22 protein-coding genes are annotated in these 24,805 nt (G+C 53.8%); 14 read left to right on the top strand and 8 right to left on the bottom strand.

Annotation, left to right across the window (positions count from 1 at the left end; genetic code table 11):
* Positions 1 to 48: 48 nt before the first annotated feature.
* Positions 49 to 840: a TIGR00282 family metallophosphoesterase gene (locus tag KQI75_RS05135; RefSeq protein WP_216469656.1), complete on the top strand. Its 792-nt coding sequence runs from the start codon at positions 49 to 51 to the stop codon at positions 838 to 840.
* A 954-nt stretch (positions 841 to 1,794) separates the two neighbouring features.
* Here KQI75_RS05135 and KQI75_RS05130 read toward each other — a convergent pair.
* From KQI75_RS05130 to KQI75_RS05115, 4 genes are all read right to left on the bottom strand, one after another.
* Positions 1,795 to 2,703: a hypothetical protein gene (locus tag KQI75_RS05130; RefSeq protein ID WP_216469655.1), complete on the bottom strand. Its 909-nt coding sequence runs from the start codon at positions 2,701 to 2,703 to the stop codon at positions 1,795 to 1,797.
* Between the two features lie 129 nt (positions 2,704 to 2,832).
* Entirely contained in the window at positions 2,833 to 3,675 is an 843-nt protein-coding gene (locus KQI75_RS05125) for a hypothetical protein (RefSeq protein WP_216469654.1), read from the bottom strand.
* On the bottom strand, positions 3,669 to 4,370 hold the full coding sequence (locus tag KQI75_RS05120; RefSeq protein WP_216469653.1) for an ABC transporter ATP-binding protein: 702 nt from the start codon (positions 4,368 to 4,370) through the stop codon (positions 3,669 to 3,671). Before KQI75_RS05120 ends, KQI75_RS05125 begins: the two co-directional genes overlap by 7 nt.
* Positions 4,367 to 4,738, bottom strand: a complete 372-nt coding sequence (locus KQI75_RS05115) for a GntR family transcriptional regulator (RefSeq protein ID WP_216469652.1) — start codon at positions 4,736 to 4,738, stop codon at positions 4,367 to 4,369. The genes KQI75_RS05120 and KQI75_RS05115 overlap by 4 nt, the downstream gene beginning before the upstream one ends.
* A gap of 243 nt (positions 4,739 to 4,981) precedes the next feature.
* Here KQI75_RS05115 and KQI75_RS05110 point away from each other — a divergent pair, with 243 nt between their 5' ends.
* The 9 genes from KQI75_RS05110 (at position 4,982) to KQI75_RS05070 (ending at position 12,777) form a co-directional block, all read left to right on the top strand.
* Complete coding sequence (locus KQI75_RS05110; protein ID WP_216469651.1) at positions 4,982 to 5,239, top strand: hypothetical protein; 258 nt, start codon at positions 4,982 to 4,984, stop codon at positions 5,237 to 5,239.
* Positions 5,240 to 6,544, top strand: coding sequence for a terminase large subunit domain-containing protein (locus KQI75_RS05105; protein WP_216469650.1), 1,305 nt, complete (start codon positions 5,240 to 5,242; stop codon positions 6,542 to 6,544). It abuts the gene before it with no gap.
* A 12-nt stretch (positions 6,545 to 6,556) separates the two neighbouring features.
* The gene (locus tag KQI75_RS05100; RefSeq protein WP_216469649.1) at positions 6,557 to 6,769 is read left to right on the top strand and encodes a hypothetical protein; all 213 of its coding nucleotides are present in this window, start codon (positions 6,557 to 6,559) and stop codon (positions 6,767 to 6,769) included.
* Positions 6,756 to 8,333 (top strand): portal protein, encoded by a 1,578-nt coding sequence (locus KQI75_RS05095; RefSeq protein ID WP_216469648.1) that lies wholly within the window; start codon positions 6,756 to 6,758, stop codon positions 8,331 to 8,333. Before KQI75_RS05100 ends, KQI75_RS05095 begins: the two co-directional genes overlap by 14 nt.
* A gap of 17 nt (positions 8,334 to 8,350) precedes the next feature.
* Positions 8,351 to 8,803 (top strand): hypothetical protein, encoded by a 453-nt coding sequence (locus KQI75_RS05090; RefSeq protein ID WP_216469647.1) that lies wholly within the window; start codon positions 8,351 to 8,353, stop codon positions 8,801 to 8,803.
* 14 nt (positions 8,804 to 8,817) lie between these two features.
* Positions 8,818 to 9,870, top strand: a complete 1,053-nt coding sequence (locus KQI75_RS05085; RefSeq protein ID WP_216469646.1) for an FN3 associated domain-containing protein — start codon at positions 8,818 to 8,820, stop codon at positions 9,868 to 9,870.
* A gap of 76 nt (positions 9,871 to 9,946) precedes the next feature.
* Complete coding sequence (locus KQI75_RS05080) at positions 9,947 to 10,321, top strand: hypothetical protein (protein ID WP_216469645.1); 375 nt, start codon at positions 9,947 to 9,949, stop codon at positions 10,319 to 10,321.
* A complete protein-coding gene (locus KQI75_RS05075; protein WP_216469644.1) occupies positions 10,318 to 12,108 on the top strand; it encodes a hypothetical protein in 1,791 nt (596 codons plus the stop codon). Before KQI75_RS05080 ends, KQI75_RS05075 begins: the two co-directional genes overlap by 4 nt.
* A gap of 15 nt (positions 12,109 to 12,123) precedes the next feature.
* Complete coding sequence (locus tag KQI75_RS05070; protein ID WP_216469643.1) at positions 12,124 to 12,777, top strand: hypothetical protein; 654 nt, start codon at positions 12,124 to 12,126, stop codon at positions 12,775 to 12,777.
* 71 nt (positions 12,778 to 12,848) lie between these two features.
* On the opposite strand, the gene KQI75_RS05065 is transcribed toward KQI75_RS05070, so the two are convergent.
* The 3 genes from KQI75_RS05065 to KQI75_RS05055 all read right to left on the bottom strand — a co-directional run bounded on the left by KQI75_RS05065 (position 12,849) and on the right by KQI75_RS05055 (position 16,074).
* Complete coding sequence (locus tag KQI75_RS05065) at positions 12,849 to 14,024, bottom strand: cation:proton antiporter (protein WP_246566402.1); 1,176 nt, start codon at positions 14,022 to 14,024, stop codon at positions 12,849 to 12,851.
* Positions 14,025 to 14,295: 271 nt separating this feature from the next.
* Positions 14,296 to 14,751 (bottom strand): hypothetical protein, encoded by a 456-nt coding sequence (locus KQI75_RS05060; protein WP_216469642.1) that lies wholly within the window; start codon positions 14,749 to 14,751, stop codon positions 14,296 to 14,298.
* Between the two features lie 57 nt (positions 14,752 to 14,808).
* Positions 14,809 to 16,074: an ArsB/NhaD family transporter gene (locus KQI75_RS05055; protein ID WP_216469641.1), complete on the bottom strand. Its 1,266-nt coding sequence runs from the start codon at positions 16,072 to 16,074 to the stop codon at positions 14,809 to 14,811.
* A 383-nt stretch (positions 16,075 to 16,457) separates the two neighbouring features.
* Between KQI75_RS05055 and KQI75_RS05050 the strand changes: the two genes are divergently transcribed.
* Positions 16,458 to 18,668 (top strand): AAA family ATPase, encoded by a 2,211-nt coding sequence (locus tag KQI75_RS05050; protein ID WP_216469640.1) that lies wholly within the window; start codon positions 16,458 to 16,460, stop codon positions 18,666 to 18,668.
* Between the two features lie 367 nt (positions 18,669 to 19,035).
* On the top strand, positions 19,036 to 20,982 hold the full coding sequence (gene thrS / locus KQI75_RS05045; RefSeq protein WP_216469639.1) for a threonine--tRNA ligase: 1,947 nt from the start codon (positions 19,036 to 19,038) through the stop codon (positions 20,980 to 20,982).
* Between the two features lie 9 nt (positions 20,983 to 20,991).
* On the opposite strand, the gene KQI75_RS05040 is transcribed toward thrS, so the two are convergent.
* Entirely contained in the window at positions 20,992 to 21,297 is a 306-nt protein-coding gene (locus KQI75_RS05040; RefSeq protein ID WP_216469638.1) for a carboxypeptidase-like regulatory domain-containing protein, read from the bottom strand.
* 80 nt (positions 21,298 to 21,377) lie between these two features.
* On the opposite strand from KQI75_RS05040, the gene KQI75_RS05035 reads away from it, so the two are divergent.
* Together KQI75_RS05035 and KQI75_RS05030 are read left to right on the top strand one after the other, a co-directional pair.
* Positions 21,378 to 23,096: a proline--tRNA ligase gene (locus KQI75_RS05035; protein ID WP_216469637.1), complete on the top strand. Its 1,719-nt coding sequence runs from the start codon at positions 21,378 to 21,380 to the stop codon at positions 23,094 to 23,096.
* 76 nt (positions 23,097 to 23,172) lie between these two features.
* Entirely contained in the window at positions 23,173 to 24,126 is a 954-nt protein-coding gene (locus KQI75_RS05030) for a mechanosensitive ion channel family protein (RefSeq protein WP_216469636.1), read from the top strand.
* The last annotated feature ends 679 nt before the right edge of the window (positions 24,127 to 24,805 follow it).

Genomic DNA, 24,805 nt, shown 5'->3' with positions numbered 1-24,805 from the left:
CGGCATAGAGAAATTCTGTGCCGCTCTTTTGTTTAGAGGGAGAGAATTATGAAAATACTGACGGTAGGAGATGTGGTATCTCAGCCGGGGCTGCAAACCGTAGAGCATGTGCTGCGCCGCGTCAAAAAACAAGTCGGCGCGGACTTTACGATTGTCAACGGAGAAAATGCCAGCGGTGTCGGCATTACGCCCAAGCAGGCGGATGCGATTTTTGATGCCGGTGCAGACGTTATCACATTGGGCAATCACACGTACCGCAAACAGAACATCGTCACCTATTTGGAGGATAACCGGTATATCATCCGTCCCGCCAATCTTGCGCCGCAGTCCCCCGGTGAGGGCTTTGGCATTTACGAGAGCAGCAGCGGCTGGCGGGTGCTGGTGTTTGAGCTGATTGGACGCTGTGATATGCAGTATGGTCCGGACAACCCGTTTTTGCGCGCAGACCGGATTTTGCGCGAGCAGGAAGGACGCTATGATGTTGCTGTGTGTGAGATACATGCATCTGCGACGTCGGAAAAGCTGGCGATGGGATTTTATCTGGACGGACGCGTTTCCGCTGTCTATGGCACGCATACGCATGTGCCGACGGCGGATGCGCGCGTCAATCCGGAGGGAACCGGCTATATCACGGATCTCGGCATGACCGGCCCAAAATGGTCGGTGCTCGGTGTGCGGAAAGAGCAGTCTATTGCCATGTTCCGCGGCGACCTCACCAGCCGATTTGAACCGGCGGAGGGCGTCTGCGTGCTGCAGGGCGCCGTGTTCGACATTGACGAGAGCACGGGAAAATGCCGCGGCGTGCAGAGAATAGAAGAGGAATATGTGCCGGGAAAATAAGGAGGCTGCGCGGGAGGCAAAAGCTAACCAATTCGTATCAGGGCAAACCGGAGAAAGAATATAACTAGCATCAGCCCTCTCTGTCGCTGCGCGACATCGCTCCCGGAGGGAGAGACAAGTTTGGATTGTGCGTAAGAGCAAAAAGTCTGCACCGGCTTCTTGGCTCTCCCCTTGGGAGAGCTGGCATTTGCAAAGCAAATGACTGAGAGGGGAAGCACGCAAACAAGTCTGCTCAGGGCAAATCTTATGCGTATCTTGTCAATCTGACAAAACTCCCTCAGTCTTTGCCTGCGGCAAATCCAGCTCCCTCAAAGAAGGAGCCCAGCCCTCTCTGTCGCTGCGCGACATCTCTCCCAGAGGGAGAGACGAGTTTGGATTGTGCGTAAGAACAAAAAAGTCTGCACCGGCTTCTTGGCTCTCCCCTTGGGAGAGCTGGCATTTGCAAAGCAAATGACTGAGAGGGGAAGCACGCAAACAAGTCTGTTCAGGGCAAATCTTATGCGTATCTTGTCAATCTGACAAAACTCCCTCAGTCTTTGCCTGCGGCAAATCCAGCTCCCTCAAAGAAGGAGCCCAGCCCTCTCTGTCGCTGCGCGACATCGCTCCCGGAGAGAGAGACGAGTTTGGATTGTGCGTAAGAGCAAAAAAGTCTGCACCGGCTTCTTGGCTCTCCCCTTGGGAGAGCTGGCATTTGCAAAGCAAATGACTGAGAGGGGAAGCACGCAAACAAGTCTGCTCAGGGCAAATCTTATGCGTATCTTGTCAATCTGACAAAACTCCCTCAGTCTTTGCCTGCGGCAAATCCAGCTCCCTCAAAGAAGGAGCCCAGCCCTCTCTATCGCTGCGCGACATCTCTCCCGGAGGGAGAGACGAGTTTGGATTGTGCGACAGGTGTGCGTATCAACAAAAAATCGCTCGTACTTCGTGTGAAGTACGGGCGATTTTTTTATGCGGTTATGTGGATTGCTCCGCCGGAACAGCGGACGGATCGCCGACCTGCTTGGAGCGAACGCCGCCTTTGGTCATCGTGTTGGTCTTGTATGTATCGCAGTCGTAGTAGTCGAACGAATACAGCTGCGCGGCATCTTGAGGCACAAACAGAATCATTTCGATATAATGCTCATCGTCATCGTCGGAATCGTCAGTTCCCCAACAGGTCAAATCGTAATAGGTATATTGACTGAGCGGGTACTTTTCCTGCAAATCCTCCGAAAGATAATCCAAAATATTGTCTTCCGTCAAATGGAGTTGATACAGCGTTGGGGAATCCGTTGTAAAGCTGCCGTCTGCATTTTTCCATGCAACCACACCGTTGTCAATGGTGAGCGAAAGCGAGGCATCGCTGTTTTTCCAGATGCCGTTCAGGATGGACGGCATGTCTACCGCCTGATACGTGTCATCCGTGTGCGAACCGTCGGTTTCCTCAAGTACAGAATCAATCACATTTTCCAGCTCCTCCTGTGTGTTGGATGCAAAATCGAAAGAAAGCGAACCGAGTATGCTGATGACAATAAAAACAATCACAGCAATCAGGCAGCCTATGCCGCAGCCGTTTTTCTTCTTGGGTTCGAGCGGATTGCCGTGGGAATGTTCGCCGCGGGCGGCACGCTGCCAAGCGGACTCTGCATCCGGTTTCTCTTTCTGTTCGCGTTTGGGGATGTCCTGAAACGCATCGGACGAATCTCGATAGGTTTGCTTTCGTTCAGTGGATTTGGCTGTATAGTTCGCTTCCTTGGATTCGCGAGAAATGCCGAAATCAATCGTTTTCTTTTTCTTTGGGGCATTGAGCGGGGCACGTTTGCCGCAAATCGGGCACTGGCGCTCTCCGTCTGTATAATTGACACCGCAATAGGGGCATCGCATAGCCGTTCCCTCCCTTGTCACTTTGTACAATCTATTCTACCATACTTGGGGTGGATTTGTACAGAGAAAACGACAGCCTGACAATCAAAGGAGATGGTCAGGCTGCCGCAAGGATAGAAGGATGTTGGATTACTGTAAATTGAGATGACGCTTGAGAATATAATTGGTGATGAGGAAATTCACAAGCAGGCAAAGTATGGTGACGATGATCCAGCCAATCAGGAACAGATACGCGCCGCCCATGCCGTTGAGGATAGTCTGCATCGGGTCATAGAAGGCCGCGGCATCCAGATGCAGCATATTTGCAAGGTTTCCACCCCAATACAGCAGCAGGGAGGAAATGATATTCCATACAATGGCGAATGCAATATAAGCGCCGATTGCTGCGCCGAGGCGATGCTTGTTGAACAGTCCGCCGATGGACAAGCAGGCGTAAATGTGCATACAGCTGTTGGCGATATACACAATGCCAAGAATGACGAACAGGATGGGGAAAGTAATCGCATGAATGCCGCAGGTCTGCGCGATGTACTGAAATCCCAAGTGGATGGTCTGCCAGAAGCTGGCATCAGCGGTGGAAATTGTTCCGAGCATCAGCGGAATGAGTAAGATGCCGAGCGTGACGATGCACAAAATGCTAGAAACAACCATCCAGATGGTAGAGACAAGGCATTTCGACCAAACAAGCTGTGCCGGTGTCGCCGGAAGCGTAAACATCAGATAGCCTTCGTCTCCGAGCAGATTTTTGTAAAACCGAACAATCATGTAGACGAACGACAAAACGCCGACGGCAAACAGAGACAGGACATAGGCGAGCAAGAGGAGCGCCAGCGGAACTGCCAGACGCTGCAGGTTGTTGGATAAAATCATAAATACGGAGCTGATAACAGCGAGGGCGAGCATGATGCCGTAAGCCGGAAAGAAAACCCGGCGCGTCGCCTTAAATTCATGATACATGAGTTTGCTTAACATGCGAACACCTCCCGAAACAGTGCATCGACGGATTTGCCGTATTCTGCCCGAATGTCATCAACGGTCTTTTGCAGAACCAACTGTCCCTTGTTGAGAAACAGAACTTCGTCGAGAACCTTTTCGATGTCGGAAATTAAGTGGGTAGAAATCAGCACGGTGCTGTTTTCGTTGTAATTGGTCAGAATGGTATTGAGAATGTAATCGCGCGCCGCCGGATCGACGCCGCCAATCGGCTCGTCCAGCAAATACAAATCGGCTTCGCGGCTCATGACAACAACGAGCTGAATCTTTTCTTTTGTGCCCTTGGACATGGTCTTGAGCGTGTCGCGCGGCTGGATGCCGAGATGGGTCAGCATGTCTGCGGCTTTGTTGATGTTAAAATCGGAATAAAAATCTTGAAAGAAGTTGAGCAGATCGTCCGCTGTCATCCAATCGCTGAAATAGGTGCGCTCCGGCAAATAGGAGACAATGGCATGTGTTTCGATGCCTGGCACATTGCCCGCAATGCGAATTTCTCCGGATGACGGCGTGAGCAGTCCGTTTGCCAGCTTCATCAGCGTGGATTTGCCGCTGCCGTTCGGGCCGAGCAGGCCGATGATGCGGCCGCGCTGCAGAGAAAATGTTACGTTGTCTAAAGCGGTCTTTTGACCGTAATTCTTGCACAGTCCGGTGCATTGTAAGATGGGTTCACTCATGAATGTTCCTCCTTTACGGCTTGCTGGATGAGGTTCAGTGTCTGTTCGGACGTGTAGCCCATTTCTTTCATGGACGACAGGAAAATACGAATCTGTTGCATAGCCAGTTCCTTTCGTTTTTGCGTGATGCGGTCGCTCTGATCGGTGACAAAGCGGCCGGCGGTTCGCTGCGAATACAGCAGCCCATCCCGTTCCAGCTCTGCCAAAGCGCGCTGCATGGTATTGGGATTGACGCCGGCTTGTGCCGCCATCTCCCGCACCGAGGGAAGGCGGCTGCCGGCAGCCAGTGTGCCAGAGGCGATTGCCGCCGTGATCGTTTCCATCAGCTGTACGTAGATCGGGCGGTCATCGGATAACTTCCACTGCATAAGATGCCTCCTTTATGAGAATTGAATTATTGTACTAATTCGTTAATACAAATATACAACTACTTCCTGCGTTTGTCAACAGAAAAAGAAAATTTTTTGATTTTTTTTGAAAAAGCGACAAAAAGCCCGCGATTTTGTTCAGTTATCCACAGGCTTGCAAGAAATTGATGTGTACAACAGCGGCACGGATTGTATTATATAGCTCGTGAACTGCAACAAAACCAAAACAAAGGAGGAATGCCTATGGCGCAGAGCACCAGTCGCCGCAGACGAAAAAAGACACACAGCGATCAGGTGCGTGAGATTCTGTGTGAACACTCTCCGGAGGCGGCGCAATGCCTGTGCAGTATGCTGGAGGATGAAACGCTCAGCGGTACGGCGCGCGCAGGTGTTGCAAAAGAAATTCTGGAACGGGCTGTCGGCAAGGGACAATTGCTGACGCCGGAGCAGATGGAAAAGCCGGAGGAAACATTTGAGCTGACGCTGCGGGTGGTGGAATAAATGGAGCTTTCCGTCACACGCAGACAGCTGGAATTTATTCGCTCGACGGCGCGGGAAACGCTGTTTGGCGGCGCGGCGGGCGGAGGAAAAAGCTATGCGCAGCTCATTGACGCGCTGCTCTTTGCCATGAAATATCCGGCATCGCGCCAGCTCATCCTGCGCCGCACGTTTCCGGAGCTGAAGCGCTCACTGATTCAGGTTTCGCTGACACTGTATCCTAAAGAATGGGGAACATATGGCGAGAGCAATCATTTGTGGACGTTTCGCAACAAATCGTTGATTGAATTCGGATTTTGCGACAGCGAAAACGATGTGACAAAATACCAGAGTGCGGAATACGATGTCATTCGATTTGATGAGCTGACGCACTTTACCGAATTTCAGTTTACCTATTTGCTGTCGCGCATTCGCGGCACCAACGGGTACCCCAAGCAGGTCAAGGCGTCGACCAATCCGGGCGGCGTCGGACACAGCTGGGTCAAAAGCCGCTATATTGATGTGCTGACGCCGGGCGAAGAAAAGGACGGAAAGCTGTTTCTCCCCGCAAAGGTTCAGGACAACACGTTTTTGATGCGCAGCGATCCGGAATATGTGGAGCGCCTGCAGCTGCTCGATGCGCGCAGCAAAAAAGCACTGCTGTACGGCAGGTGGGACTTGTTTGAGGGACAGTATTTTGAAGAATTTTCTCCGGACATTCACATTTGCCGTCCGCCGGATATGCCGGACTGGTGGCGGCGGTATCTGGCGATTGATTACGGCTTGGATATGCTTGCGGCGCTGTGGATTGCGCTGGCGCCGGACGGCACGGCTTGGGTGTACCGAGAGGTGTATCAATCCGGATTGATTATTTCCGAAGCGGCTGAGGCAATTTGTCAGGCGGAAACCGGCGAAGAAACCATCTTTCAGCGGCTGGCGCCGCCGGATTTATTCAACCGCAGGCAGGAAACCGGACGGTCTGCGGTGGATATTTTTGCCGAGCATGGCTTGTTTTTTGACAAGGCGATGGGAGAACGGATTCCGGGCTGGTACGCCGTAAAAGAGTATCTGCATCCGTATTTTGACGAGCAGGGCATTCGAACTGCGCGGCTCAAAATCAGTCCGGCGTGCAAAAATCTGATTCGCACGCTGCCGATGCTCGCGGCAGATGCCAAGAACCCCAATGACACAGCCAATACACCGCACGAGCTGACGCATGCGCCGGACGCGCTGCGGTATTTTGCCGGAACCATTCGGCCGGAGGGCACGCCGTGGAATCCGGATGCATACGACAAAGAAGTTGGTGCATTTTTATCCTACCAAAGATGAGGAGGAATCCCGATGGAGTATATTGTTTGCTGCCTGTGCAGTTTGCTGTGCTTTGTGTGCGGCGTATGGGCAGCGCGCGGCGCAAAATTGCCGCGTTGGAAACGAAAAAAGCCGGAAGATGCGGCGGCACGCACAACTGTCGATGACGCGCTGAGCCGCGACATTGCAGCGCTGCTCGCCTATACCGGTCCGGCGGAGAAGGAGAGAACCGATGCTGATTCCTGAGCAGGTTTGGCGGGAGTACCAGCGCGGTGTGGATTATAACAACCGCATCGACTTGTACGACCGCGTAAAAACCAATGAAAATTTCTTTATTGGCAGACAATGGGAGGGTCTCAATGTCACAACGCTCGACCCGCTGATTTTCAATGTGCTGCGCCGCGTGGTAAATCTGTTTATCTCTATGCTGGTGTCCGATGATATTTCTGTGACGGCACAGCCGTTTCAGGCAGTGCCGAACGGAGAACAGATGCAGAAGGTCATTGACCGTTCGGTTGCATCCGTTATCGAACGCGCCGGTGTCAAGAGCAAGAATCGATATATGCTGCGCAATGCCTGTGTGGACGGCGATGGATGCTTCTACATTCGCTTCGATCCGGACAAGGAGAGCGGGCAGGGCGTTGCCGGAGATATTGCGGTGGATCTCATTGAGAACACGGATGTCTTTTTCGGCAATCCCGCTGTGGATGATGTCCAGCGACAGCCGTATATTATTTTGTCTATGCGCCGTTCGGTGGACAGCGTGCGGCAGGAAGCCATGCGGCGCGGCCTGAGCAAGAGTGAGGCGGAGGGCATCCGGCCGGACAGCTTGCTGGAACCGCAGTACGATGCGCAGACGGACGACTGCGACAACATGGTGACGGTGCTGCTGCGCATGCAGCGCACCGAGCATGGCATTTCGTTTTATAAATGCACGCAGAATACGGTTGTCATGGAAGAAACGCTCACACCGTATCGTATGTATCCGCTGGCGTATATGTCCTGGATGAAGGTCAAAAATTGCTATCACGGCGAATCACCGATTACCGAAGCAATCCCCAATCAAATTGCGATTAACAAGCTGTATTCCATGTATGTGCAGTGCATCAAGCACGTGGCGTTTCCCAAGATTATTTACGATGTGACGCGGTTTCCGTCCGGCTATTCCTCGGATGTCGGCAAGGCGATCGGCATGCGCGGCAATCCGAATGAGGCGATTGTCACCGCATTTCAAGCACCGGACATTTCCGAACAGGTGATGACCCTGCTGGAGCAGATGAAGCGGGATACCATGGAGCTGATGGGCGCGTCAGACACGGCGCTCGGCAACGTCAAGCCGGAAAATACATCCGCCATTGTGACGGTGCAGCAGGCGACCATTGCGCCGCTCGAATTGGTAAAGATGGAATTTTATCGTTTCGTCGAGGACTGTGTGCGCATTTTCGTGGATCTCATGCGGGTGCATTACGGGGTTCGCACGGTGTGCCTGACCGATGACGCCGGAGAAGAAACGGCACAGCAGATAGATTTCGGCAAGCTGGATACGCTGTCGCTGGAGCTCAATGTAGAGGTCGGCTCGTCTGCATATTGGTCGGAGACCATGCAGACCGTGACCAACGACAATCTGCTCGCGCAGGGCATCATTACCGATCCGGTACTGTACGTGGAAAACATTCCGGATAATCAGATTCGCGGCAAATCCCGCCTGCTTCGGGCGCTCAAAGAGCAAAAGGACAGTGGACAGCTGCCGGACATTCATCCATCTTCTAAGACAAAACAAGCTGCAGATGCACAGACATCGCAGCAGTGAAAGGAGTTTTTATGCAGATGAACAACACACAGATGCCGCAGGCTGCGAAAAATCAGCAGCCGCAGGACACGGAACAGACCTATGCCGTCACCGTGGACGGTCAGACGCTGGAGCTGACACTGGAGCAGCTCATTGCAGCCGCTGAACAGGGGCTTTCCCGCGCCAACGATGCGGCAAAGCGCAGCCAGAACGGTGGACAGGGCGGACAGTCCAACGTCTATCAGTCGTTTCTCAGCGCGTATCCAGACATCAATGCGCAGGATATCCCGCCGGAAGTGTGGGATGATGCCAATCGCTCCGGTGATTTGCTGGGCGCATATCGGGCGTTTGAAATTCGCAAGTTGCGCGAAGAATTGGAGCAGCTGCGCAAAAATGCGGACAACCGCCGCATGGATGTCGGCTCGGCGCGTTCGGACGGAGAAAACACAATCACAGATCCCATCATTCTCGCACTGATGGGAAAGGGCTAAGGAGGTAACATCATATGGCTGTCAATCTCGCGACAAAATATTCCAGTCAAATTGCAGAGGTATTCACCGCAGGTTCGTTCGTCAAGGGAAAGACCTCGACGACCTTTGACCTCACCGGCGTCAAGACGCTGAAGGTGTACACACCGGTAACCGTACCGGAGGTGGATTACACGCGCGAAGGCATGGCGCGTTACGGCACGGTGACGGAAATGCAGGACATTGTGCAGGAACTCAAGATGACGCAGGACAAGGCGTTTACGCTGACCATTGATAAGGGCAACTATCTGGATCAGAACATGAGCAAGAAGGCCGCCGATATGCTGCGCCTGCAGATCAATGAGCAGTCCACACCGGCGGCGGATAAGTATGCGCTCAAGCGCTTTGCGATGATGGCGGGAACCATTGCCACAACGGAAACCGCGCCGACCAAGGAGACCATTGTGGAGATGATTTCCACCGGTGCGCAGACGCTGGATGACAATCTGGTGCCGGACGGCGACCGCTATCTCTACGTGACGGCGGAGGGATATAAAATGATTCGCCTGTCTCCGGAGTTTACCGGTTTGGAGGGTCTCGGCGTGAAGGCCATCGGCAAGGGCGTCTGCGGAGAGATCGCCGGTCTCAACATTGTCCGCGTGCCGAAAAGCTATATGCCGGCGGGCTGCTACTTTATCATCACGCACAAGAACTCCGTGCTGATGCCGTACAAAATCTCGGACGCCAAGGTGCACAACGATCCGGTCGGTGTATCCGGCGCGCTGATTGAAGGCAGGCACTATTACGATGCCTTTGTGCTCGGCGCAAAGAGCAATGGCGTGTATGCGCTGGTGCAGAAGAGCAGCAAGCTGACCGCGCCGATTCTCGCGTTCAGTTCGCAGACCGTGACGGCGACCAAGCCAAGCGGCGCAGAGGAAATGCGATATACGGTAGACGGCACTGACCCGCGCTATTCGGATAGCGCAAAGGTATACACGGCGGGTGTGGCGATGACTTCCGGCGCCACCTTCCGCGTGGCGGCGTTTGCAGAGGGAAAATTCACCTCGGATGTCGTGGACAGAACGTGTTAATGTAGCGAAATCATGCACAGGCGGGCGCAGCAATGCGCCCGCCGCGCAAAAAAATAGAGAGGAGGCTCGTACTTACATGACAGGCATTGATTTGTTTGAACAGGCGATGATGCTGAGCGGTCTGGAGCTGGAGGATGCAGAAGCCCTCAAGCCGTTTGCACTGGGGTGTATCAATCAGCTGCTGCGCGACCGCGCCTATGAGCAGCAGCGCTTGACGGCGCATGCGGAACAGTGGAGTGCCCTGCGTCCGGCTGCCGCATTGAACGGCTTGGAAGATGAGATTCCGTATGAAGAATGCTTTGTGCAGGAATGCTTTCCGTATGGACTGGCGGCGATGCTCATGGAAGAAGATGACCACAGCAAATGCAATTGGCTGATGGAGGAGTATGAACGCCGAGCGGCGTATTATGCGCCGTGTGTGCAGATGCCGATTTTGGAGACCGACGCATGAGCAGGGCGTATCAATTTTCTGAAGCGGCACAGATGCAGGAGCTGACAATAGAACGATTTGCCGGTGTGGATTTTGCCAATCATCCGACCAAGACCGACGTGTCACGCTCGCCGGATGCCTGCAACATGATTGCCGATGAAACCTATTTTCCGGTCAAACGCACAGGGTATCAGACAAAAGCGCGGTTTGATGGTCAGATTTACGGTCTGCATCGGCTGGGACAAGAGATACTGTGCCATGCGGGAACCAAGCTGTGGTGCCTGAAACCGGACGGCACCACAGCATTGGTATATGATGATATGCACACAGAACGGTCGGTATCCTTTTTGATGAACGGCAGCCTGTGGATGCTGGACGGCAAGACCTATCTTGTCTATGACGGGACGCGCGTGCAGCCGGTCAGCAAGCAGGCGTTTGTTCCGACAACAACCATCGGCAGCCCGCCCGCCGGCGGCGGCACCAGCTTGGAAGCTGTGAATTTATTGACGCCAAAACGCATCAATACCTTTGTCGGAGACGGAAAAAGCACGGAATTTCAGCTGGACTGCAAAAACATTGATGTGGATTCCGCAGCGTGTGCAGACTACCCCATCAAATGGGTGGATGCCTATGCCGGAAAGGTCACATTTGCGCAGGCGCCGCCGGATGCCGGCGGACTCGCCAATGTCGTCATTACGTTTTCCAAGACAGTGAAAGACCAACCGGATATCAATAAATGCCGAATTTGCGGATTGTTCGGAGGACAAAACGACACGCGCGTGTTTGTGTCCGGAAATCCTGATCAGCCCAACTGCGACTGGCAGTCGGGACTATATGACCCAAGCTATTTTCCGGATACCGGATATACGCGCATCGGATCGGATGCCTCTGCGATTATGGGATATGCCCGCCAGTATGACACGCAAATTGTACTCAAAGAGGATGGACAAGATGCCAAGCAGTATCTGCGCACGTTTGCACTGGATGACAACGCAAAGCCTGCCTATTCCTTGCGGCAGGGCGCGGAGGCGGCGGGTGCGGTCAGCCCGCACGCCATTGACGTTTTGAACGGCACGCCGTACTATCTTTCTCCGCAGGGCGTGATGGGCATTTATGGCACCTATGTCACGGAGTACCGAACCATTTCCGGCGTGTCACAGCGCATCAACCCCAAGCTGTGCCGAGAAAATTTGTCGCAGGCGGCCGCCTGTGTATGGGATGGAAAATACTATCTTGCGGTCGGCACGCATTGCTATGTGGCGGACAGCAGACAGATGACAGACGGCATACCGGAATGGTATTATTGGGAAAATATTCCGGCGCAATGCTTTTTGCCGGATGCCGACACCGGCGGATACTTGTGGTTCGGCACGAAGGACGGGCGTGTTTGCCGGTTTTGCCATACCGACGATGCACATGCGTATTCCGATGACGGTGCAGCCATTGCCGCGCACTGGGCAACGCCGCTGCTGTCGCTGGGCGACGGCAGCAGAACAAAAAATGTCGTGTACAGTCAGCCGAAGCTCATGCCATACGGCTGTTCCGGCGCGGAGATTTGGTACCGCACCGACCGCATGACACGGTGTGTGCAGCGCGTGGCATTTTCCCAATTTTGTTTTGCGCAGGTGGATTTTTCGCGGTTTTCCTTTCGGTCAGCGCCGACCGCCGTGCCGGTCGATGTGCGCAGACGTGTGCGGCACGCGTGGCAGTTTCAGCTGCTTGCCAAAAACGAAAAAGAGGAAGAACCGTTCGGTCTGCTGGGACTGACCATTCGATTTGCCGTGCGTCATACGGCGAGAAGCATTTGAGGGAGGTGAAGAATCATGGCATTGGATATTGACGGATTGTATCGCGCGGCAGAGGACGGCAGACGCAGCGCGTTTGAAACCGCACAGGCGGACAGCCAGCGCAGACTGCGGGCAACCTTGAGTCAGATTCAGTCCACATACCGAGACAGCGTGACACAGGCGCAAACCGCTGCGCGCATTTCGGCGCTGGGACAGGAAGAAAAATTGGCGGCGGTGGGTCTGAACAGCGGCGGCGCATACGCTGCACCGACGAGCGGATACACCGAATCTTCACGCATTGCGATGGACAATGCGCTGCGCAGCAATCTCAACACGCTGTCTGCGCGGCGGCTCAAGCAGGAGCAGGAGGCGCGCAGCACAAGCAGTTCGGAGATTGCACAGGCATCGCAGAGCTATTGGAACGGCATTGCAGATCTGCGTACCAACTTGGCGCAGACAAAAATCAATCAGTACAATGCGGACAGAAATTATGAGCTGTCCATGAAAAAATATCAGGCGTCGCAGGCGCAAGCGGCGTATAGTCAGGCGATGCAGCGCTGGCAGACCTACGGATATGTCCTTCCGGCGGATGCGGCGATTTTGGGTGTCAAGGCGGGCACTCAGACCGCAGATAAGGCGTATAAGGACGCACAGCTGGCACTCAGCCGATGGAAAGCACTGCTGCCGTAATGCAGAAAACAGGACAAAAAGCACCCCCGCAGACAAAACTTGTCTGCGGGGGTGTGTGGGTTTCGCAGGAATTATGCGGGCTTTCGTCCCATGACCAGCTTGAGCAGAATCGGGGTAATCAGTGTCGTGACGATAACGACGAGGATGACCGGTCCGAACAGAGAATCCGGAACCAGACCGAACGCCGCGCCCTTCTGGGCAACGATCAGAGCGACTTCACCGCGCGATACCATGCCGATGCCGACGGAGAGCGCTTCGTGATTGCTGAAGTGGAACAGCTTGGCGCTGAGACCACAGCCGATAATTTTGGACAAAATTGCAATCAGGAGCAGCAGAATAGCAAAGACGAGCAGAGACAGCGACAAGCCGCGCAGATCGGTTTTCAGACCGACACTCGCGAAGAATACCGGAGAAAACAGCATGTAGGCGCAAATTTCGATTTTGCGGCTCACGTAAGCGCGCACGCTCGGTAGGTTGCACAGCAGCAGGCCGGCGAAATATGCGCCGGTGATGTCTGCGACACCGAAAAACTGCTCAGAAGCAAACGACAGCAGCAGGCAGAACGCCAGACCGTAAATCGCAACGCGGCGGTGCATTTTTTCGTTGAATGCGTTGTTGAGATGTGAGAAATACTTGTACACAAAGAAGCCGACAACGGCAATAAAAACGAAAAACAGAACGATTTTAATGAGAACCGTGTGAATCTGAATATCCGGATTGGTAAAGCTGGATACGACAGTCAGAGCAATGATGCCGAGAATATCGTCGATGACGGCGGCGCCGAGGATCGCTGTGCCGACGCGTCCTTTGAGCTTGCCCATTTCCTTGAGCGTCTCGACAGTGATGGAAACAGAGGTAGCTGTCAGAATAACGCCGACGAAGATTGCCTTGAGCACTGCCTGCGGATCGCCTTCTCCGCGGAACCAGAACAGATAGAGTCCGGCACCGCATACGAGCGGCAGAACAACACCGGCGAGCGCAATGACGAACGAGGCGAGACCTGTTTTCTTTAGCTCAGCCAGATCGGTTTCCAGACCGGCGGAAAACATCAGCATGATGACACCGAGCTCTGAAATGACGGAAATCGTGTTGTCTACCGACACGATATTGAGGATAGATGGACCGAGGATCAGACCGGCAAGCAAAGCACCGACGACCTGCGGCATGTTGACTTTGCCGGACGCGAGACCCAGAATCTTTGTTGATAGCAGAATGACTGCCAGAACCAGCAGGAATGTATAAGACAAACCAGCCACCTTCTTTCTTTTATGATACATTCTCGGACAAAAATGTCTAAAAAACAGACCGACACCTGTCTTGTTTTTCATCGTTGCCATTATACATGCTTTGCCGGGTAAAATCAAGGCAGAGAATTGCTCAGAAAAAACATCAAAACTAAAAAAATAAACGCAGGCGGGCGGACTACAAACGAGAAAAGATGCGAGAAAGCACAAAAAAGAAAAAAGAAACAGACCTGCCAAAAAAAGACAGGTCTGCAAAAAAGACGGTATTGTTGGATTACAGCGGTTTAGAATTGTCAATCAGCGCGTCGACGTAATCACATTCGTTTTGGATGCAGTGATTAAAGTTTGTCAGCAGCTTGCCGTCTACGTTGTTGTTGAGGAATAGTTCCTCCAGCTTGGCGGTCAGGGTGTTCATCAGACTTGCTGTTTCGATGAACGTGTGGAAGTTGCTGCTGCGCTGTGCCTGACGGAATTTGGCGATGTCCTCCGAGATAAACGCAACGATGGACTCGGCGTCCGCCATTTTGCCGTGTGCCAGTGCGTACGGACGCATGCGCTGCAAGAAATACTTGTTGTTCTTGGTGATGTTAAAGACGTAAGCCACCTCAAATCCGTTTTCCAGCTGGAAGCGCACAATGTGCATGATGCTGTTGATTTCGCGGATGGACGTTGCGCCCAGCTGCCGGAGGCGGAAGTTAATCATATCACCGGAGATGGAATTGGCGTTCATGAAATACACTCCATTCTGCCGCAGGGTGCGGCGGGATACCATCGGGATTTCCGACTCTTAATACCGGATGAGCAGGAAGCCGGTGGAAATAATGATAGAAAGGATCATGAGCGGGAAGCCGACCTTCAAATAGCTCATAAACGTGATCGGGTAGCCGTTCTTGTTGCTGATGCCGGACAAAACAACGTTGGCAGAAGCACCGATCAGAGAACCATTGCCGCCCAAGCATGCGCCGAGCGAGATTGCCCACCACAGCGGGGCGATGTCCGTGCCGCTCTGTCCCATGGTCAGAATCATCGGAATCAGCGTTGCAACGAACGGAATGTTGTCCAAGAAGGCAGAGAAGATGGCGGACAGCCACAGCAGCAGCAGCATGGTGATGAATACATCGCCGTGGGTGACATCCATCAGAGCCTGTGCCAGCATGTTGATGACGCCGGTTTCCTGCATACCGCCGACGACGATAAACAGACCGATGAAGAACACAATGGTAGACCATTCGACGTTGGCAATGATGTCCTCTGCGTCCTGCTTGCCGATAATCAGCATGACAGCAGCGGCGGTCAGCGCAACAACACAGGACTCAATACCCAGCGTGCTGTGCATGACGAAACCGACGACAACCAGAGCGATGAGCACGAGGCTCTTTGCCATCAGCGCATGATCCTTGATGGTCTTGCTTTCGTCCAACTCCATGATGAGCTTGGTCTTTTCTGCGTCTACAACCAGCTGCTTGCCATACATCAGACGGAAGCATACGAGCATGACAACGAGAATCAGAATGACAACCAGACCGGTGTTCTCAATAAAGTCTACGAAGGAGAGACCTGCCGCAGAACCGATCATGATGTTCGGAGGGTCACCGATCAGGGTGGCAGTACCGCCGATGTTGGACGCCATGATCTGGGTCATCAGGAACGGAACTGGATTGATCTCCAAAATCTGCGTGATGGCAATGGTCATCGGGCCGATCAGCAGGACGGTGGTGACGTTGTCCAAGAAGGCGGAAAGAACCGCAGTGATGATGACAAACAGCACCATGATGCGCCAAGGATCACCCTTCGCGATTTTGGCGGATTTGATTGCAATGAATTCAAAGATGCCGGAATTTTTTACCACTGCAACGAACAGCATCATACCGATCAGGACACCGACCGTGTTAAAGTCGATATAGCTGACGGCGGAGTTTACGTCCAAAATGCCGATCAGGAGCAGGAGGACGGCGCCAGCGGTTGCAGCGACTGCACGATGAATCTTTTCGGTCATGATGGCGATGATGACAGCGAGAAAGATGACAACGGCAGCAATTTGTGGTGTAGTCACAAGAAAACCTCCTTATTATTTGCCTTTTGCATTATCTGGAAAATGGAATTTTATTCATTTTCCTTTTGTCAAAACGCATTATACGCGCCTGTTCGCAGAATAGCAACTGCATTATGCAAAAAATGCGTTAAAATTCGCGTTAAAAAGTTGTTCACATTGACGCAGCGCGCACAATTCGCACAAAAAAACAGCGTGATAAAAACAAACAAAAAGTCAGTTTTGCCAAGGAATGGAAAATCCGATTTCTATCATATGTCCTCTTTAGTATAGCATATATTGATGCAGAGTGACACGGGGTAACAGAAAAAATCTGCCCGCGGCGTCTAAAATTGGAACAAACGGGCAAAGCTGAGAAAAGAGACTGTGGAAAGCGAGGGAAGAGCATGAAATTTCAGGGGCCTTTTGACAAGAATGCCAGACGAGCGCTGGCGGCGTCCGTACACCGCGCGGGCATGCTGGGACGGGAGACCGTCGGAACAGAACATCTGCTGCTGGGACTCAGCGCATCTGCGGGCGGAACCGCGTCCAAGCTGCTGGCAGATGCCGGTGCGGGCGGCTGGCGCAGCCTATACTACACCGCGCGGCTGACGGGAAGCCGGTTTCCGATGCGGCGGCCGCGGTGCATCAGCCCCGAACTGCGTTTGGTTTTGCATCAGGCGGCGAGCGCGGCGGGCGGCGGACAGGCGGATGAACGGCACTTGCTGTGTGCGCTGGTTCGCTTTCGCGGGTGCATGGCGCACCGCGTCCTAGAACACATGCGGGCGGATATTCCGGCGCTGGAACGGCAGACTGGCATGTCTCTCACGCAGGAGCTGCACGCCAGACGGGCATCTGCGCGTCCCGCGGCGACGGCAACGTTGGATCGGTATGCGACGGATCTCACGGAGCTGGCGCGGGCAGGACGATTGGACCCTGTCATCGGCAGAGAAAAAGAGCTGTTTCGCCTCATGACCATTTTGCAGCGCCGCACGAAAAATAATCCAGTGCTGCTGGGAGATCCCGGTGTCGGAAAGACTGCCGTGGCGGAGGCACTGGCACAGGCGATTGCAGACGGCAGAGTGCCGGACGAGCTGCGGCATGCGCGGCTGGTTTCCCTGGATATGGCGAGCCTGATTTCCGGCACGAAATATCGCGGAGAATTTGAGGAACGGCTCAAAAACATCGTGCGGGAGCTGAGCGCATCCAAAGATGTCATCGCCTTTATTGATGAGGTGCATACGCTGGTCGGTGCAGGGTCGGCGGAAGGGGCGATTGATGCCTCCAATCTGCTCAAGCCGGCACTGGCGCGTGGAGAAATTCGGCTGATTGGCACGACGACATCGGAGGAATATCACAAGACCATTGAAAAAGATGCGGCGCTGGAACGCCGGTTTCAAAAAATTCGCGTCTCGGAACCGGATGAGCAGGAGACGGAAGCCATTTTGCGCGGCATAGCAGGGAAATACGAGCAGCATCATCGGGTGCGCATTGCACCGGACGCCCTGCGTGCCGCGGTGACCATTTCCGTGCGCACCCATCCGGAGCGGCATTTGCCGGACAAAGCGATTGACTTGCTGGATGAGGCGTGCGCCGCCGTGCATCTGGAGGGCGGCACACAGCTGCGTGCGCAGGACATTGCGCAAATTGCCCGACGGTTTGACGGCTTCCGCGCGGCAGAGGAGGGAGAAGCCGCCGGCAGGCTCATGCAGCTGGAGCAGGAGCTGGGACGAACCGTCATCGGACAGCAGCAGGCCATTGCCAAAATCTGCCGTGCCGTGCGGCGCGGCAGTGCGGGCTTGCGCGATACGGCGCGTCCGGTTGCAGCGCTGCTGCTGACCGGACCGACCGGTGTGGGAAAAACCTCCGTCAGTCTTGCTCTGTCGCGCGCGCTGTTCGGGCGGGAGGGACTGATTCGCATTGATTTGTCAGAGTATCAGCAGGCGCACGATGTTTCGCGGCTCATCGGCGCACCGCCCGGCTACAAAGGATATGGAGAAGGCGGACAGCTGACCGAGAAAATTCGCAGACATCCGCGCTCGGTCGTGCTGTTTGACGAGGTGGAAAAAGCACATCCGGATGTGCTGCGTCTGTTGCTGCGCCTGCTGGAGGACGGCAGATTAACCGATTCCGAGGGCAAAAGTGCGGATTTTCGCCATGCTGTCATTTTGCTGACCTCCAATCTGGGCAGCGGGCAGCAGGGGCGTGCGGTCGGCTTCGGCGCAAAGGACGCAAGACAGCAGCAGGCAGAGGAACAGGCGCGCCGCATGTTACAGCCGGAGCTGGCGGCTCGGCTGGACGATTTGATTGTGTTTTCCGACTTGACGCCGCGCGATTGTGCGGCCATAGCGGCGCAGGAGCTGCACAAACTTGCGCAGCGCTGTGAAGCGCGCGGCACACGGCTCACGTGGTCGGCAGAGGCTGAACGGCGGCTCGGCGTGGTCGATGGCAAGCGCGGCGCGCGGGCTGTCCGCGATGAGGTCGCCAAATGTGTGACGGACCCGCTGGCGGGTCTGCTGCTGACCGGACAGGCAGGGCAGTGCGTTGCCATCCAAATACAGGAAAACCGCGTGCAGCTGCTGGTGTCCGACGGGGAAACTATGCTGTCCGGCGCATAACAGAATACGGCTTTTGTACAAACTGTTGGTTGACAAGCGTTCCGGTGCGTTGTAAAATAAGGACAAATCAAAAAACAAGCAGAGAAGGGAACGCAGGAATCCCGACAACCGCGCACCAGAGAGCGGGCATTATAAGCTGAAAGTGCCCGCAGCGCCTTGGATTCGTGTCACCGTCCCAGAGCTCCGCAGGGGAACCAATTAGTATCCTGCGGCGTCTTATCCGCGTTATCAGATAACCGAGCGGCATTTTTGGCGTTTTGTCATAAGTGCAAGCAGGGTGGAACCGTGGGAACCGTTAGCTCTCACCCCTGACAACATTTTGGGGGCGGGAGTTGTTTTTTTGCCCCAAAGAAAGGATTGGATTGTTATGATTAACATTACCCTGAAAGACGGAACCATCATGCAGGTCGAGAATGGTGCAACCTGTCTGGATGTTGCCAAGCAGATTTCTGCCGGTCTGGCACGCGCCGCACTGGCAGCAGAGGTAGACGGACAGACCGTCGATCTGAAAACACCGCTGGAGAAGGACTGCACGATGAGCGTCCTGACCTTTGATGATGATATGGGCAAGTGGACCCTGCGTCACACCGCTTCGCACGTTCTGGCACAGGCAGTCAAGCACCTGTATCCGGATGTCAAGCTGGCAATCGGACCGGCCATCGACAACGGCTTCTATTACGATATTGATTCCGAACACAATTTCACGCCGGAGGATCTGGAAAAGATCGAGGCGGAGATGAAAAAAATCGTCAAGCAGGGCATTCCGATGATTCGCGAGGAGGTTTCCCGCGAGGATGCGCTCAACCTGTTCCGCGAGAAGAATGAGCCGTATAAGGTAGAGCTGATTGAGGATCTGCCGGAAGGCGAGCTGATTACGCTGTACCATCAGGGCGACTTTACCGACCTGTGCGCAGGCCCGCACTGCACCGATACATCCAAGGTCAAGGCATTCAAGCTGACCTCCTGCACCGGCGCATACTGGCGCGGCGATGAGCACAACAAGATGCTCCAGCGCATTTACGGCACGGCGTTCCCGAAAAAGACTATGCTGGACGAGTATCTGGCAGCAGTAGAAGAAGCAAAGAAGCGCGACCACAACAAGCTGGGTCGTGAGCTGGAATATTTCACCACGGTAGAGACACTGGGCCAGGGTCTGCCGGTTATGCTGCCGAAGGGCGCGCGCGTCATTCAGCTGCTGCAGCGCTGGGTAGAAGATGTCGAGCAGGAGCACGGCTATCTGCTGACCAAGACCCCGCTGATGGCAAAGCGCGAATTCTTCCGCATTTCCGGTCACTGGGATCATTATCTGGACGGCATGTTCATCATCGGCGATCCGTATGATGAAGAAAAGGAGTGTCTGGCTCTGCGCCCGATGACCTGTCCGTTCCAGTATCAGGTATATCTCAACCGCGCGCGTTCCTACCGCGATCTGCCGATGCGCTTGGGCGAGACCTCGACGCTGTTCCGCAACGAGGATTCCGGCGAAATGCACGGCCTGATTCGTGTTCGTCAGTTTACCATTTCTGAGGGTCACAACGTCGTTCGTCCGGATCAGCTGGAGGAAGAATTTAAGGACTGTCTGGATCTGGCACATTATATGCTGGATACCGTGGGTCTGTGGGAGGACTGCTCGTTCCGCTTCTCGCAGTGGGATCCGGCAAACCCGAACAACAAGTATGAGGGCACCGCAGAGCAGTGGGAAGAAGCACAGGCGACCATGGCACAGATTCTGGATGATCTGGGCGTGCCGTATGAAATTGGCATTGATGAAGCTGCTTTCTACGGCCCGAAGCTGGATATTCAGTACCACAACGTACACGGCAAGGAAGATACGCTGGTTACCATCCAGATTGATATGCTGCTGGCACAGCGTTTCGGCATGCATTACACGGATGCGGACGGTCAGAAAAAGCTGCCGTACATCATTCACAGAACCTCTCTGGGCTGCTATGAGCGCACGCTGGCATACCTCATTGAGAAGTATGCAGGCTCTCTGCCGACTTGGATGGCACCGGAGCAGGTGCGCGTTCTGCCGGTAACCGACCGTGCCGCAGATTATGCGGATGAAATTGGCAAGAAGCTGCTCAAGAAGGGCTATCGCGCAACCGTAGACCATCGCTCGGAGAAGCTGGGCTACAAGATTCGCGAGGGCCGCAACGAGCGTATTCCGTATCTGCTGATTGTCGGCGATAAGGACTTGGAGAACAATACGGTATCTCCGCGTCAGCGCGTAGACGGCGATCTGGGTGCAATGAGCTTCGAGGAGTTCGAGGCACAGCTGGCAGAAATCGTTTCTACCAAGGCAAAGAAGTAAAAAAAGATTTTATTCTTCGGGCTGCTCGAGCACGCGGCGCGGACGCGTGTCTGCCTGTATGCGGACTTCATACAGCACGCCTGCCTCCAGCGGTCCGAAGAAAAATCGTCCCTGCGCATCGGTGCAGCTGATGCCGGCAACGGTGTCCGGCTGTACGCCGCCGGACGCATATAAGACGGCAAGCGCATGGGAGACCGGTTTGCCGCTGTCATCCGTGACTGTGCCGAGAAGCACGGGCGGATCCGGCTCGCGCAGCGTCACGGCGGTCTCTACGATTTCCTGCGCAGAGGGACGAACATAAAAAATAGACTGCATAACAGCACCTCCGGTATACCTGATGCTTCAGCGTATGCGGGGCGTGCAAAAAGGTGCACACAGAAAGGAAAGATATTCATATGAAGATGAGCAGCATGCTCGGCGCCCGCTTTAAGGAGACTCCGGCGGATTGCCAGTTAGACAGTCACAAGCTCATGATTCGCGGCGGCTATATGAAGCAGCTGACCACCGGTATTTATTCCCTGTTTATGCCGGCAAAGCGTATCTGCAAGAAGATTGAGAACATCATCCGCGATGAAATGGACAAGATCGACGGACAGGAAGTGATGTTTCCGGTTGTTATGCCGGCATCCCTGTGGCAGGAATCCGGCCGCTATGAATCCATCGGCAGCGAAATGGCTCGTTTCAAGGACAGAAGCGGTCAGCCGGTTGTTCTGGGCATGACGCATGAGGAGGCGGCTGTCCATCTGGCACGCGGTACGGCACAGTCGTATTCGCAGTATCCGTTTATGATCTATCAGATCCAGACCAAGTTCCGCGATGAGCCGCGCGCCCGCGGCGGTCTGATTCGTGTGCGTGAGTTCACGATGAAGGATGCGTATTCGTTCCATACGTCGCAGGAAGATCTGGAAGCATACTATGAAAAGTGCTATCAGGCATATGTCAATATCTACCGCCGTGCCGGTGTGCCGGAAGTTATCGCGGTAAAGTCCGACTCCGGTATGATGGGCGGCAGCGTATCGCATGAATTCATGCTGCTGACCGATTGCGGCGAGGACACCATTGTTCTGTGTGACGAGTGCGGATACAGCTCCAACATGGAAGCTGCGGACTGCATCGTAGACGCACCGGAGACCACAGAAGCTCCGCTGGAAAAGGTGCACACACCGGGCACCAAGACTATTGAGGCGGTCTGTGAATTCCTGCATGCACCGGCCAATGCATCGTGCAAGGCGGTCGTATACCAGAAGAATCTGACCGACGAGTATGTCATTGCATTTATCCGCGGCGATTTGGAGGTCAACGAGACCAAGCTGCGCAACTTCCTCGGCGAGGAAATCCATCCGGCTGAAATTACCGCTGAGAGCGGCATTGTTGCCGGCTTTATCGGTCCGGTTGGTCTGCCGGAGGGCGTTTCTTTCGTCATTGATCAGTCTCTGGCTGCGCTGAACAATTCCGTTTGCGGCGCAAACGAAGAAGATTATCATTATACCGGCTACAACGTCAAGCGCGACACGCCGGATGCACCGATTGCTGATTTTGCAAAGACCTACGAGGGCGCAATCTGTCCGTGCTGCGGCAAGAAGTCCATCCGCATCAGCCGCGGCATTGAGGTCGGCAATATCTTCCAGCTCGGCACCAAGTACACCAAGTCCATGGATATGACTTATATCGGTCAGGACGGCAAGCCGCATAACCCGATTATGGGCTGCTACGGCATCGGTGTCGGCCGTTTGTGTGCATCGGTATGCGAGGCAAAGCACGACGATTACGGCCCGATTTGGCCGATGAGCATTGCTCCGTGGCAGGTGCACATCTGTGCCATCAAGGCGAACGATCCGCAGGTACGCGAGACCGCAGACGCCCTGTACAATAATTTACAGGCAGCTGGTGTAGAGGTACTGTATGATGACCGCAAGGTCAGCGCAGGCAACATGTTCTCGGATGCCGACCTGCTCGGCGTGCCGGTACGCGTGATTGTCAGCCCGAAGACCATGAAGCGCGGCTGTGTTGAGGTATCCAAGCGTGATAAGTCCCTGCGTGAGGACGTTGCGCCGGAAGCTGCACAGGCATACATTGAAAATCTGGTTCAGTCCATGCTGGATGAGCTGAAGTAAAATCGAACAAAAGCAAAACGGCAGGCAGCGGCTATCACTGCCCTGCCGTTTTTTGTTTGCGGAAAGGAGATTGTTTATGCTTTTTCAGGCGATGAAAACAGCGGCTGGTTCCGGCACCATCACGACGGACAGCGCGATGGAAGCGACCAATGATGCAACGAACGATGTCATTCGCAATGTGCAGTCGATTACGTCCATGCTGCACCTGCCGTCTTGGTTCGGGCGACTGCTGTTTATCGTCATTACTATTTTGGTCATGCTGTGGCTGGTTCGCATCGTCAATCATGCGTTTCGGCGCACCAAGGACGCCATGCTGGCGTCGGGAAATACTGACGTCACGCTGTTGTCGTTTGCGCGGTATGTGGTCGTTGTCGGCATTTACTTTATCGGCAGTGTGGTCGTTGTGTCGAGCATTCCGGGCGCCTCGGACTCTCTGACAGCCCTGCTGGCATCCGGAAGCATAGTCGCTGTCGTTGTCGGCTTTGCGGCGCAGGATACGCTGGGCAATGTCGCGGGCGGCGTGATGATTTTGTTTTTCAAGCCGTTTATCATCGGAGACTTTGTGCGGTATGTCGATTCCAACGTGTCCGGCGTGATTGAGGAAATTACGCTGCGGCACACGGCGATTCGCACACCAGAGAACAAACGCATTATCATTCCGAACGGCACGATTAACAGCGCGGTCATCGAGAACGCGAATTACGCTGACAAACGTATTTGTGAATTGTTTAACGTAGGCATTACCTATGAGAGTGACATGGAGAAAGCAATCCAGCTGCTGCGTGACGAAGTGATGCGGCAGCCCCTGCATTTGGACGTCAGAACACCGGAGGAAAAGTTGACGCAGCCGGAAGTGAAGGTTGAAGTTGTTGAACTTGCAGATTCGGCGGTTATTTTGCGCGCATGGCTGTGGGCGGCGGATCAAACGGACGCAACGGCGTTGAAATTTGCACTGAATCGGTCGGTTAAAAACCGATTTGATGCGGAAAACATCGAATTTGCGTATCCACACATCACAATTACAAAGTGACGGAAAAGCCGTCATCCCTGCTTTGGAAAGCTCCGAAGCAGGGATTTTTTGTCAAATTTGATATTTGTATCGCATGTTTGCGATTGCTTGACATGAAAGATCTTGGGTTAAAACGCACAAAAACAAAGAGGGCAAATTGTGTGAATTAAATAACGAAAAAAAGCGCTTCTGGAAAAAGTGCACAAAACAAAGTATAAAAAATTGTATAGTTTGTTGAGAATTAAGATTGCGCGATTGCGAGAAAGTGTGTATGATATAGGCAAGCTAAAGGAAAGACATCCGGAAGCCAAAACAGACAAAGGTCTGAAGAGTAAATTGAAAGCTCAAAAGAAACAAGCGTCATTTTAAAAGACGCGCATGAAATTATGAATTTTTGGAGGTGAGTCAATCATGAAACGTTCGTTCAATCAGATGGCAAACGCTTATGTTAAGGAGCTTCGCAAGAGTAAGATTGACCAAGCCGTCATTCATATGTTTGGTAAGTAAGAGAAAACACATCGCATACGATATACTATGGGAGGAATAAATTATGGGATTTTTTGGTGAACTGACAAGAGCAAGAATGATGGAGCTGTCCGGCGAGAAGATCGCATACGCAGCACGCGCTAAGAAGAACCACTAAGTCAAAAGACGACTGAGATATAAGAAATACGAGGAGGAACGAATCATGGGATTTTTT

It is taken from the genome of Butyricicoccus intestinisimiae (assembly GCF_018918345.1).
GTDB lineage: Bacteria > Bacillota > Clostridia > Oscillospirales > Butyricicoccaceae > Butyricicoccus_A > Butyricicoccus_A intestinisimiae.
Note: the sequence above shows the minus strand (reverse complement) of the source record. Positions and strands in the feature narration are given on the sequence as shown.